We start from the raw sequence: 12,940 nt of genomic DNA on the forward strand, positions 1-12,940 counted from the left end.
ACATGAAATCCATCACCAAACTATCCCTTACCGTGTTCGTTCTCGGCGCTGGGGTAGCCCTCGGCTCCATCTTTGACATCACCGCGCAAGGCGCAGGTGTGACAGGCCAAGCAGGCACAGCCGATGATCCGGTCGTAACGAAGAGCTACGTTGATCAACAGATCCAAAAAGCGTTGGGCGGAGGAACAACGACGCCAACTACGCCTACAACACCAACGGATAATGGAAACAACAATTCAGGGAATAATAATTCATCCTCTTCAAGTGACCAAGTAACGATTGTCACTGTAAAACCAGGCGAGAAGTTGATCGCCGCTGCAGGTGCCGAGTTTATCGTCCGCAATGGACATGCTGTTATCTACAGTGCCGACTCCAACGGTGTCGCTGATCTTACGGATGGCAAAGATGTAACGAATGGACAAGCCGTGGGAAATAACCATCTGATGTCCTTTCCGAGAGCCGGACGCGGCATTATGGTCCAAGACGGCGTGAAGTCCAGCCTGACGGTTATGGTTCGTGGCGGTTATTCAATCCAGTAAACGACGCACTACATAATCTTATTTTTGCCAGAAGTAACAATGATTTATACGTCTAGAGACGGCCGGATGACAAATACTACTCTTGCAAGACCATATTTGCAGGAGGTGTATCCATCATGGCAAGAAGCAATCGTAAAGTGGTACCGGAAAGCCGGAATATGCTGAATCAAATGAAGTACGAAATCGCTGCCGAGTTTGGGCTGGGTGCAGCGTACGGATCTGCAGGATTTAGCGGTGCGGACACTGAATTTGCATCCGACCTGGGTGAAGCTGGAGGCGTTGGATTTGGCCGTGTGAACGGGGCTCATCTGACATCCCGGGAGAACGGTTCAGTGGGCGGCGAAATGACGAAACGCCTCGTTCGTCTGGCGCAGCAAAACCTGCTGTAACAACCTATTTCAACGCTGATCAGAGAAGCACTCATGCAGCTTTTTCCGAAGCCCATGTTGCAACTGCTTTGATTGACATGGGTTGACAAATACGTTAATATGACATACGAGGATTGTAGAACAACCTTTTCCTTTGCGGAAAAGGTTCATTTTTTGTTTAGAACTTATCTGCCGTTGTTATAATACCCTTATAGGAGGTTGATACAATGTCTGTAAAAGGACGTCATCTGTTCACATCCGAGTCCGTTACGGAAGGACATCCGGACAAGATTTGCGACCAGATCTCCGATGCAGTTCTTGACGCTTTTCTGGAAAATGATCCGAATGCCCGCGTGGCGTGCGAAGTGTCGGTTGCGACCGGCCTGGTGCTCGTCATCGGTGAAATCAGTACGAAATCCGAATATGTGGATATTCCAGCAATTGTTCGAAATACGGTAAAAGAAATCGGGTACACTCGTGCCAAGTATGGCTTTGACTCCAACACGATGGCCGTGTTGACATCGCTCAACGAGCAGTCGGCCGACATCGCACAAGGCGTTAACGCCGCTCTGGAGAGCCGTGACCCTGCCCAGGTGGATAAAGAAACCGAAAACATCGGTGCCGGCGACCAAGGTCTGATGTTCGGTTTTGCGACCAACGAGACGCCTGAGCTGATGCCGCTTCCGATCGCACTGTCCCACCGGATTGCCCGTCGTCTGTCTGAGGTGCGCAAGAACGGAACCCTGGACTACCTGCGTCCGGACGGTAAAACGCAAGTGACGATCGAGTATGTGGACGACAAGCCTGTTCGTGTAGATACGATCGTTGTATCGACGCAGCACTCGGAAGATGCGACGTTGGAGCAAATCCAGAAGGACGTGAAAGAGCAGGTCATTCTGCCGGTTGTTCCTGCTGAACTGCTTGACGCCGAGACAAAGTATTATATCAATCCAACGGGTCGTTTTGTCATTGGCGGACCTCAAGGGGACGCTGGTTTGACAGGACGTAAAATTATCGTCGATACGTACGGTGGATATGCCCGTCATGGCGGCGGTGCCTTTTCCGGTAAGGATCCGACGAAAGTGGACCGTTCCGCCGCATACGCAGCGCGTTACGTAGCGAAGAACCTCGTTGCTGCAGGACTGGCTGACAAATGCGAAATCCAATTGGCTTACGCCATTGGCGTAGCGACTCCTGTATCGATCAACGTCGATACGTACGGAACGGGTAAAGTAAGTGACGAGAAGCTCGTTGAGCTGATTCGCACCAACTTTGACCTGCGCCCAGCCGGCATCATCCGCATGCTGGATCTGCGCCGTCCGATTTACAAGCAAACCGCGGCATACGGTCACTTTGGCCGTACGGATGTGGATCTGCCTTGGGAACGCGTGGACAAAGCGGAAGAGCTGCGTGCTCAAGCCGGTTTGTAATCGAAGCGACTACTTATAATAGAAGATATTTTTTTAAACCTCAGTTTGGCCAAATGGCCGGGCTGAGGTTTTTTGCGTGCCTATCACCTTGCGTTTCCAGCCATAGACTAAACTTCCTTTCCATTTTAACCGACATAGAAGTATAAGCGTGTGCCTGTGAAAAGGGCGCGGTATGATTCATTTCACAGGTCGGAATACGAGGAAAGGTAGGTTTAAGCCATTCTATGAAAAAAATAACGGCATGCATGCTAGCACTCGCCATGGCATTGGACATAGGAATCACAGGAGGGATGGGAGGAAGTCCCGTATCAGCTGCTGCTGCGGCAGTACAGGCTCAAATGAGCGGACCGCTTGTTTCCACGCTACCGGCAGATGGGGCTGTGGAAGTCGGGAGACGTCCGGATTTTCAGCTGACCTTTAATCAAAACGTACATATTGCCGATCCATCCAGCGATCCAGCGTCGGACCCAGCGGTGCGGATCATCGATCCGGCTCATCCGGAAGAGGCCAACCAGATCAAGCTCAGCCTAAGCGATTTGAAGGCCATGAATTCAACGAATCCAGCGCCCACCAATAAACTCACCTTCCAGCTGCCTGCAGGCAAATGGCTGTCCTATAAGACGGAATATCAGATGAAAGTCGAGGCGGGGGTTCTGGAAGACGCTTCAGATCAACCGTTGGACGAGTCGACGTTTACGTTCACCACGCTAAGCAAGCTGGCTGTCGTGGACTATACGCCACAAGTGGGTTCAATCGGAGCCAGTACTTCCAACGCGCTGCAGCTGACTTTTAATGAAGAAGTTCAGACGGGAAGCGGTAGCGTGCAGATCAAACGCGTGTCCGACAACCAAGTGGTGGACTCCATTACGCTGACGCAGGGGCAGACGAACTCGCGGGTTCAAGTGGATGGGAAAAAGGTAAGCTTCACGTTGTCCCGCTTTCTGGACAAAAACACGACGTATTACGTGTATATCCCAGCAGGTGCGATCACCACGCTGGATGGGCAAGCGTTCAGCGGGTTGACGACGGGCGGGCAGTGGTATTTTACGACGCAGGGTGATACCACCATTACGGCCAAATCGCCGCAAAGCGCTGCGACCGGGATCGCCACGAACAGCAAGCTCCAGCTGACGTTCAACAACCCGGTGTATCCGGGGCAGGGGACGATTGATTTGTATAAGTTGAACGGCACCAAGGTAACTTCGATTAATGTCCAATCCACTCAGGTGACAGGCGGCGGCTCGCCAGTTGTGACGATTGATCCGGGAAGCGTTCTGTCGTACGGGACGTCGTATTATGTGATTGTGCCGACGGGCGCTTTTCAGGACGGGGAAGGCAAGAATGTGCCGGGCATTACTTCGACCAATGGCTGGACCTTCACGACAGCTGCGGCGCCAGGCAGCACGACTCCGCTGTCCGTGACCAGCTTGTCCCCGACAAGCGGAAGCACGAACGTGGCGGTGGACACGACGCTGTATATGAATTTTAACCGGGAAGTGGTTCGCGGTTCGGGGAATGTAATGCTCCGTAAATCCTCCAATGGTGCCAGTGTTCCAGTGACGGTCACGGTGAGCGGGACCCAGGCCAAAATCCAGCTGCAGTCCAGTTACACACTCGACAAAGACGCGTCCTATTACGTGACCGTTGACCCGGGGGCTTTTTACGACAAACAGAACCCTGGCATGAACTATGCCGGAATTACAAGCAGTACGGGGTGGACGTTTCAGACGAACACGTCGGACAAGCAAGCTCCAGTACTGCAGAGCAGTGAGATGTACAGCAATACGACGATCCGGCTCGTATATAATGAGGCTTTGTATTCGGACTCATGGCCATCGACGGCCAACTTTAACGTGACAGTGAATGATGAAGCGCGGCGGATCAGCAACGTGTATACCTCCGGTGACAGTGTTTATGTCATTCTGGAGACTGGCGTCGCTGTCGGGCAAAATGTGAAAATCAGCTACAGCGGCGGCTCCAGCCCGATCCGCGATACGGCGGGGAATGCGGCGGCGGCTTTTGGGGCCCGCGAGGTCGTGAACGGCGTGGACTCCGCGCTGCCGAAGCCAACCAGCGGCACGATTTCGGGTAGCACGGTGGTGCTGTATTTTAGCCAGTCGCTGAAAAGCCCATCTGCCTATGCCTACGAGCAGTTCACAGTGACGGCGGACGGAACGAGTATGGGCGTCAAAAGCGTGAGTCAGAGCGGCCAGTCCTTGACGCTGTCCCTGAACACGTCCGTCGGCGACGGGCAGGTAGTGCGGGTCAGCTACAAACCGGGGGCGTATCCGATTCAGGATTCCCGCGGACAAAATATCGCCGAATTCACAGACTACATCGTCCGCAACTATTGGGACACAAAGCCTCCGGTCCTGGACAAGGCGGAAGGCGGCGGCACCAAGCTGGTCCTGACGTATAACGAGCTGCTCAGCACGACCAATGTGCCGATGAAAAGCCAGTTTTCCGTACTGGTCAACAATGTGCCGAATTACGTGACCGCGGTGGAGATCAAGGGCAGCCAGGTAACGCTGACGCTGACGTCTGCGCTGAGCAAAGATAACAAAGTGACGATCTCGTACGTACCCGGTACCGCGCGCCTAACGGACCTAAATGGGAACTCGGCCGGATATCTGAATCTGGAGCCGGTTACGGTTACGACGCTGCTCGATATGGGTGACATCCAATCGGCGGTAGTACAGGGAGATACCATCCAGGTCGTGTTCAATAAAACGCTGGTGTCCCAGTCCTCCGTCACAGTAACCCAATTCCAAGTATTGGTGGACGGAACGACAAGCTCCCTGGCCAGCGCCTCGGTCAATGGCAGCACGCTGACGATCAAGCTCAGCAATCCGGTCATTAATGGACAAAAGGTGGAGCTGTCCTACATTCCAGGGGCTACGCCGCTCAGGGACAGTGCAGGCACTTATTTGAAGTATTTTAACAAAGTCCCGGTCAGCAACACGGGCACGACAACCGGCGGCGGAACGACCGATCCGAACCGTCCGTCCTACCTGACACTGATGGAAGCGGGAGAGTTTGGACAGGCCATGTTTGCGCTGGGCAATCAGGCGACGGCCGTGTCGGACGTAAAGTCCCGCAACAACCAATATATCAAGCAGTATCGGGTTGATGGAGAGAAGCTGAAGCAAGCCTACCAATATATGCTGAATTCCGGTGAAAAGATTCACACGCTCGTTGTGGATGCGGCCGTTGGACTAAACTCTGCATCGGTTACGTTCCCTTTGGATGCGCTGCAGCAAGTCTATAACATCGATCGCAGTGCAGTGCTGGCGGTAAAAGCCGGGGACGCCGTGTATATGGTACCTTTTAGCAAAATGAACCTGCCGGACATTGCCAGCAGCCTGAATGCCAGCAGCTCTTCCGTCACGCTGGGCATCACGGTAGAGAAGCTGTCGACGGAGGCCGCCGCGGATTTGAGCAAGAAGCTGAACACCAGCTCCAGCCAAAAGATCACCGAGCCAGTAGACTTCTATGTATCCGCCGTGAACAACAGTTCGCCGAACAATCCGCGTGAGCTGAAGCTCAGCGGGGAATACCTCGTCCGGACGAGCAGCGCACTGCAGGACAGCCGGTCCAGCCTGGTCCGCTTCGACAGCGGAGCGAACAAGCTGACCTACGTTCCAGGCGTGATCGACACGGCAGGCAGCCGCCGCGTGTTCCATGCCAAGGTAAAGGGGAACTTCACCGTTTTCGGAGCGACATTCTACAAATATTACAGCGATCTTGGCAATCACTGGGCGAAAGACGCGATCAGCACGCTGTCCGCCAAGCAGGTCATCGAGGGCCGCACGAATACGCTTTTTGCCCCGGATCAGAGCATTACCCGTGCTGAGTTCGCCGAGTACGTGGCCAGGGCTCTCGGACTGGAAGGGGATGCGCAGAGCGCGGACCGCTTCTATGACGTGGTCAACATCGGCTCCAGCGCCTATATCGGGGCGGCGGCCAAAGCCGGCATCGTCACCGGCAATACGGACGGATCGTTCAAGCCAAACAGCTCGATTACTCGCGAGCAGATGGGGATCATGATGGTCCGGGCCATGAATTATGCGGGATACAACTCGACGCTGAGCTATCCGGCGTCCACGTACCTGAAAGTGTTTAAGGACAGCAAGCAAATCCAGTATCCGGATTCCGCGGCCCGCGTGCTGAAGGAAGGCATTATCCAGGGCGTCACGGCGAACACGTTCCAGCCCCGCGGAAATGCGACTCGCGCCCAGGCAGCAGTCATGCTGCAGCGTCTGTTGGAGAAGATCGGGTACATGTAACCAGAGCAGTGAACAGGCTAAATCTCTCACAAAATCATAGAGTTTCCATTTCGGTACGTCAGCCCTACTTCGGTGGGGCTTTTTTTGTGGGATTTTCCGGTGGATTTTGCTAAAAAGATTAATTTTCCGTAACTTTTTTGGATAATTTCAGTCTATTTAATAGGGAGTTCATACTGGACCTAGATAATAGAGTCTGTGAACTCATGCTGTAACGTGTATAGTCGGTTGGTCCTGTTTATGAACGAGCAACGATAGAATAGCTTTGCGTATGAAGAAGATGGGAGAGTTAACAGTACATGAAATGGCATAATGATCGCATGGGGAACGAGCACAAGAAGGGTGCAGGCAAGAAGTGGATGGTCGTATCGCTGGCTGGCCTGCTGTTTATTACGCCGGTTATCGGCAGCGGCATCCCGCTGAACGGACATTCTATTGCTTCGGTGGCCAGCGCGGCCACGGCGGCGACCGTAACGAAGCTCAGTGAGAGCCCGGTTACGTCTGGGGCGATAATGACCAAGTACAAATTTACGACAACGCGCTCCGGCAAACAGGCGACAGCACTGGCGGATGTTATCAAAGTGGATTTGCAGAATCCGAACGTCAAGATTGACGTCATGAACGGCCAGGACGGTCAGCTGACCACGAAACAGAGCACCGGCGGCATGGTCAAAGAGACCGGCGCGGTAGCGGGCGTGAACGGGGACTATTTTAATACGGCCGGAGACGGGGCGCCGATCGGGGGGCAGGTCACCAGCGGGGAACTGGTATCGACGCCTTCGGATCTGAAAGGGATGTATTCCTTTGCGGTAACCAAGAGCGGCACGCCGGTCATCGATCAGTTTTCGTTTGACGGAACGGTGACAGCCCAAGACGGCTCTACGTTCCCGCTGGCTGGTGTCAATAAGGCATCTTACACGCCGGAGAGCGGTACTTCGAATTACAGCCATGCGAATGCCATGTATATTTATACAAGTGCCTGGAAGTCGCCGGTTCGTCCGAAGAACAGCTCCACTACACCGGTTGAGGTTCTGGTGCAAAACAACGTGATTACGCAAATTTCCGAGCCAGGCGGCTTCGATTTCGCAGTGCCGGAGGACGGGTACATTTTGCGGACCCACGGAACGGCCGCGCAGTTCGTAACGAACCATATGGCAGTCGGCCAAACGATCCAAACCGACTACAAGCTGCTGTCCAAAACGTCCGGACAGTCGCTTGATCCGGCCAACCTGCAGATGATGATCGGCGGGCATACCATCCTGGTGAATAATGGAGCGGCGTCGGCCTTTTCGCGCGACGTATCCAGCATCGGAGGCTACCGCGCCCGTACGGCACTCGGATATTCGAAGGATCAGCGCTACGCATATATCGTAGCCGTTGAAAAAAATGACAACAGCTCCGGCATGTCGCTGTCCGAGCTGCAGACCTTTATGGTCAAGGTCGGCGTCTGGAAAGGCATGAACCTGGACGGAGGCGGCTCTACAACGATGGTGGACCGGCCGCTTGGCGAAACGGGCACGAAGCTGACGTTCGACACGGAATACGGCACGACCCAGCGCAGCGTCGTCAACGCTGTCGGCGTGTACACCGAGGCGCCGCAGGGCAGCCTGCTCGGACTGAAAATCAGCGGCTCTTCCGCGATCCTGATCGGGCAGCAGGCGTCGTTCCAGCTGAAAGGCTATGACACCTACTACAACCCGATCGACGTGTCGAGCATTACGCCGACCTGGAAGTCGAGCAACGGCAACATCGTCGTCAGCGGGCAGACGGTGAAGGGCGTGAAGCCGGGAACATCGACGATTACCGCGGTCAGCGGCAAAGCCAACGCCAGCATGCAGGTGAAGGTTATCGGCGGTGACGACCTGTCCGCCCTGAACGTCGGAACGGCAACGGCTCCGCTGAAGGCTGGCAGCACGGTATCGGTGCCGGTAACGGCCGTAACGAAGGACGGGCAGAGCATTGCGGTTCCGGCCGGATCCCTGAAGTGGGAATTCGTTGGCTTTAAAGGCAGCGTGCAGGATGACAAGCTGACGGTCGCTTCGGTGAACGCCAATACGAAGGTTGGTTACGCGATCGCCCGTTATAACGGCTTCAGCACCGTCGTTGTGCTGTCGGCAGCAGGCGAAGACATGTGGGAAAACTTTGAAAATGTCACATACCCGGTCGATTTTACGACGAACAGCGGCAGCCAGGTGACCGGATCGGCTCAGGTGACGCAGGGAACTGGCGACCACGCCAATTCCAAAGTGCTTCAACTGCAGTATGACATGACGGCCGGCAGCGGCAAAATGTATGCTTATGCACAACTGAACGGTACTTCGGGCAAAGGCATTAATGCAGCGGCCACGTCGTTGTCGATCGACGCGATGGGCGACAACAGCCTGAACTGGATGCGTGCCGAGCTGACGGACGCGAAAGGACAGACGGTATACATCGATCTGGCCAAAGCCATTGACTGGACGGGCTGGAAAACGATCAACGTCGATTTGAGCAGCCTGGGTATCGCCTTCCCGGCCCAGCTGAAGCGCCTCTACGTCGTCAATGTCGAAGATGGCCAGGACGAGCGGGCGAAGACGGGTACGGTTGCTTTTGACAACATTAAATTCACGATGCCTTCGCTGTCCAGCGATGCCGGCCTTCCAACCGGCAAGGTGATCATGGCGGTCGGGCAGAAGTCCTATATGTCGAATGGTCAGAAGAAATCCATGGACGCTGCGCCGGTCATGAAGAACGGTACGACCTATATCCCGGTGAAATACGTACTGGATACATTTGGCGGACAGGCCACATGGGATTCGGCCAATCAGCGGATCAGCGTCCTGCGGGGCGGCAAGCTGATGGACTTGACGGTCGGCAAAAAGGAATATATCCTAAACGGCAAGCGTAAAAGCGCAGAAGTTGCTCCATTCATCACCCAAGGTCGTACTTTAGTCCCACTTCGGCTCGTTTCCGAGCAATTAGGATTACAAGTAAATTGGGAACAAAACACGAAGACCATTACCATCCAATCATGATATGGTATGATATGTATAGAATTGAACTTAGGAAATGCGACTGCAGCTCATTCTATGTAGAACTGTAATGGTTAGAAATGGAGTAGAACATTCGTGGATTTTCAAGCCGATGCGATAGACCGAGTCATTAAGAATGCCATCCAGGTGGTTGAAAACAGCAAATATCAGATGTTCGAGATTCTCGAGACGGCCCGGGACGAGCTGCTCACGCTGAATCAGGAACTGCAGTTAGTGATGAAGGAAACCGTGGATACGCTGCAGAAGGTAGATCAGCTGGAGCTGAACTACCGGCGTTCCCGGATCCGGCTGACCGAGGTCAGCCGGGACTTCGTCCGGTACAAAGAGGATGATATTAGGCAGGCCTACGAGAAAGCGACGCAGCTGCAGCTTGATGTGATGATTTATCGCGAGAAGGAAATGTATTTGAAAGCCAGACGCGATGAACTCCAGAAGCGGGTGAGAAGTGTCGAAAATTCGATAGAACGTGCCGAATCCATCGGATCGCAGATGGGCGTTGTCATGGAATACCTGTCGGGAGAGCTGGGACAAGTGACCCGGATCATCGAGACGGCCAAGAACCGCCAGGTGATCGGTCTGAAAATTATTTTGGCGCAGGAAGAAGAGCGCAAACGCATCGCCCGTGAAATCCATGATGGTCCGGCGCAGCTGCTCGCTAACCTGGTCCTGAGAACCGAAATTGTGGAAAGAATGCTGCTGAAGCAGGAATTTAAGATGGTGCAGGACGAAATAGTAGATTTGAAGGGGCAGGTACGCTCCAGCCTTGAAGAAATGCGCAAGGTCATTTTTAATCTGCGTCCTATGGCACTCGATGATTTGGGACTGATCCCGACGCTGCGCAAATACGCGCACGATTACGAGGAGAAGACCAAGATCCGTACCATGTTCGAAACGAGAGGAAAAGAGCATCGTCTTTCTTCTGCAATGGAGGCGGCGATCTACCGTCTGGTCCAGGAAGCACTGAGCAATGCGGCGAAGCATGCCCACCCAACCTATGTGTTAATTGAAATTACATATCAAGCGCAGATGGTTAAAATTGTCGTTCAAGACAATGGACTTGGATTCCGAGTCGAGCTTCTGGAACAGAAGAGCAAGGATCATTTCGGTTTAATCGGAATGCGCGAGAGGGTAGAGCTTCTCGAAGGGAGAATGGAGATCGAATCGGCCGAGAACCAGGGTACGAAGATCATTATCCATATCCCAACGAACGTGGAAAAGGGAAAGGAGTAGTTGGATGGAAACGAGAGATTCCGGCAAAACAACCATTAAGGTCCTCCTGGCTGACGATCATCAACTGTTTCGCGAGGGTCTGAAGCGTATTTTGAACATGGAGGAAGACATTGAGGTCATCGGGGAATGCGGCGATGGTATTCAGGTGCTCGAATTTTGCAACGATATCAAACCCGACATTGTCCTGATGGATATTAATATGCCTGTGGAAAATGGTGTGGAGGCCACGGAGAAGCTCCGCGAGCTGTTTCCGGATGTAAAGGTCATTATTCTATCCATTCATGATGATGAGAGTTACGTATTCGAGACGCTCCGCAAGGGCGCGAACGGATACCTGCTCAAGGATATGGAAGCCGAGTCGCTGATCAATGCGATCCGTTCGGTTCAGGAAGGCTATGCATTTATTCATCCTAAAGTGACCGGCAAGCTGATTCAGCAGCTGCGGCGCATGACCTTCCTGAACGAAACGGGTGCCATGACCGAGAGCGGCGTCCGCGAAGCAGGCGTCAAGTTTGTGGCCGGCGAGAACAATCCGCTGACCCGGCGGGAAGCTGAAGTGCTGCGCCTGATGGCGGAAGGCAAGAGCAACAAGATGATCGGAGAGTTTTTATTCATTAGCGAGAAAACGGTCAAGAACCATGTCAGCAGCATCCTGCAGAAGATGGAAGTCGACGACCGTACGCAAGCAGTTATCAACTCGATTAAATACGGTTGGGTAACGCTCTAATACCATAATTTTGGGGTAGCTGCTTGCCTTTGCCAAAGTTTGTGAAAAATTCCACTGTACGCTCGCTCATGCCCCTTTCGTCAGAGGTGTGGGCGATCCGGCCTTTATCATTCACCGTCCGGTTTGTACCCGCATATAGTGTGGGTATACAGGAGGTGAGTCTGCATGATGATTCCGCTTTTGTGGATCACGGCGGTATACGTGCTGGCGGCTGCGGCGGTTCACTTATTTCATGCTTGGCAGAAGCGCAAAAGTTCACCCTGGGTTCACTATACGCTGGTGACGTCCAACCATGAAGGACAGATCGAATGGTACATCCGGGCATTCGGGTGGTATTCGTTCATTTCAGGCAAGAAGCTTCGTCTAACGGTGATGGATGCAGCTTCCACGGATCAGACCGTGGAGATTGTCCACCGAATGCACGGAACCGCGGGTATGGAATTGTCCGTCGTCCCGATGCAGTCCTCCGTGGAGAACGGAGACATCGAAGGAACCTTGGTGCTGGCTGACGGCATGATTTCCGAAATGATTGATTTGAGAAAGCCGCATGAAGCGGAGCGCATTCCTTATGTCTAATACGCAGGGAACTGCGTTCATGCCGGGAGGCGGCATAATGCAGAATACAGAGTGAAGCACACTCCAGAGGCGACAAGCCGGGGGTGTGCTTTTTTGCGTTGGGCGGAAAATTGTCTGAGCTCTGTGATTTCTAATGACTTATATAGTTTGAACTAAATTTATGCATTGAACTTCCTGTTATAACGGCCCAATAGTCGCCTATAACATTCATTTCTTTTCATTTCTTTAGTTCGTTCTATATAGATTTACATGTCACTCGTGCTGAAAAGATTCTTGAAGAGATTGAGGTTTTCCGTAAGAGGACAGGATATTCGGCTTTTACGTTTCACCGAAACGGGAAGGGAGAAAGGAGGAGCATGCATGCGTGTGGCCGTATATGCCATCCGGCAAGGGCAGCGATGGAGGATGAAGATTTCGCTGGACCTGCGTATTGATATCGTATGGTGGGAGTATGTAAGCAGGAATACCGGGATGGATGGAACGATGGTTTTGCTGTCGGGGGACATGCCTTTAGGCTGGGCTTGCAAGGTGGCTAAAGATTTTGTGGGTGGGCCGGAGATGAGGCACTGGAAGATGAAGCAGTGGAAGGGGTGGTTGGAGGCGGAGTTAAGGGAGGAGATGGAGCGGGAAGGACTCAACCTCAAGGGCTATGATGAAGCAGTGCGGGGTGGATTCAAGGTTAAGGGCTATGGCTTGGCGACGAAGGATGGGTTCAAATCCAAGGGCAATAACGGAGTGACCCGGGAAGGATTCAA

General features: G+C 53.3%; 8 protein-coding genes. All 8 read left to right on the plus strand.

The window, feature by feature from the left end; all coding sequences use genetic code 11:
• The first annotated feature begins 2 nt into the window (after nucleotides 1-2).
• Nucleotides 3-539 carry a hypothetical protein gene (locus tag ABIE48_RS33675; protein WP_192716689.1) on the plus strand — a complete coding sequence of 179 codons (537 nt, stop codon included), beginning with the start codon at nucleotides 3-5 and terminating at the stop codon, nucleotides 537-539.
• 116 nt (nucleotides 540-655) lie between these two features.
• Entirely contained in the window at nucleotides 656-928 is a 273-nt protein-coding gene (locus ABIE48_RS33680) for an alpha/beta-type small acid-soluble spore protein (protein WP_089549734.1), read from the plus strand.
• Nucleotides 929-1,134: 206 nt separating this feature from the next.
• On the plus strand, nucleotides 1,135-2,337 hold the full coding sequence (gene metK / locus ABIE48_RS33685) for a methionine adenosyltransferase (protein ID WP_192716688.1): 1,203 nt from the start codon (nucleotides 1,135-1,137) through the stop codon (nucleotides 2,335-2,337).
• A 290-nt stretch (nucleotides 2,338-2,627) separates the two neighbouring features.
• On the plus strand, nucleotides 2,628-6,623 hold the full coding sequence (locus ABIE48_RS33690; protein WP_354520509.1) for an Ig-like domain-containing protein: 3,996 nt from the start codon (nucleotides 2,628-2,630) through the stop codon (nucleotides 6,621-6,623).
• A 296-nt stretch (nucleotides 6,624-6,919) separates the two neighbouring features.
• Nucleotides 6,920-9,634, plus strand: coding sequence for a stalk domain-containing protein (locus ABIE48_RS33695; RefSeq protein WP_192716686.1), 2,715 nt, complete (start codon nucleotides 6,920-6,922; stop codon nucleotides 9,632-9,634).
• Between the two features lie 93 nt (nucleotides 9,635-9,727).
• Nucleotides 9,728-10,882: a sensor histidine kinase gene (locus ABIE48_RS33700; protein WP_089549739.1), complete on the plus strand. Its 1,155-nt coding sequence runs from the start codon at nucleotides 9,728-9,730 to the stop codon at nucleotides 10,880-10,882.
• A gap of 4 nt (nucleotides 10,883-10,886) precedes the next feature.
• Nucleotides 10,887-11,609 carry a response regulator transcription factor gene (locus ABIE48_RS33705; protein WP_076174607.1) on the plus strand — a complete coding sequence of 241 codons (723 nt, stop codon included), beginning with the start codon at nucleotides 10,887-10,889 and terminating at the stop codon, nucleotides 11,607-11,609.
• Between the two features lie 165 nt (nucleotides 11,610-11,774).
• Nucleotides 11,775-12,185: a hypothetical protein gene (locus ABIE48_RS33710; protein WP_089549740.1), complete on the plus strand. Its 411-nt coding sequence runs from the start codon at nucleotides 11,775-11,777 to the stop codon at nucleotides 12,183-12,185.
• Nucleotides 12,186-12,940 lie beyond the last annotated feature (755 nt).

Origin of the sequence: Paenibacillus sp. OAE614 (genome assembly GCF_040546645.1) — a bacterium.
Lineage (GTDB): Bacteria > Bacillota > Bacilli > Paenibacillales > Paenibacillaceae > Paenibacillus_AQ > Paenibacillus_AQ favisporus.

Coding starts and splice junctions, on each gene's coding strand:
- ABIE48_RS33695 (WP_192716686.1), top strand. CDS start 6,920: ATGAAATGGCATAATGATCGCATGGGGAACGAGCACAAGAAGGGTGCA.
- ABIE48_RS33710 (WP_089549740.1), top strand. CDS start 11,775: ATGATGATTCCGCTTTTGTGGATCACGGCGGTATACGTGCTGGCGGCT.
- ABIE48_RS33705 (WP_076174607.1), top strand. CDS start 10,887: ATGGAAACGAGAGATTCCGGCAAAACAACCATTAAGGTCCTCCTGGCT.
- ABIE48_RS33675 (WP_192716689.1), top strand. CDS start 3: ATGAAATCCATCACCAAACTATCCCTTACCGTGTTCGTTCTCGGCGCT.
- ABIE48_RS33690 (WP_354520509.1), top strand. CDS start 2,628: ATGGGAGGAAGTCCCGTATCAGCTGCTGCTGCGGCAGTACAGGCTCAA.
- ABIE48_RS33680 (WP_089549734.1), top strand. CDS start 656: ATGGCAAGAAGCAATCGTAAAGTGGTACCGGAAAGCCGGAATATGCTG.
- metK (WP_192716688.1), top strand. CDS start 1,135: ATGTCTGTAAAAGGACGTCATCTGTTCACATCCGAGTCCGTTACGGAA.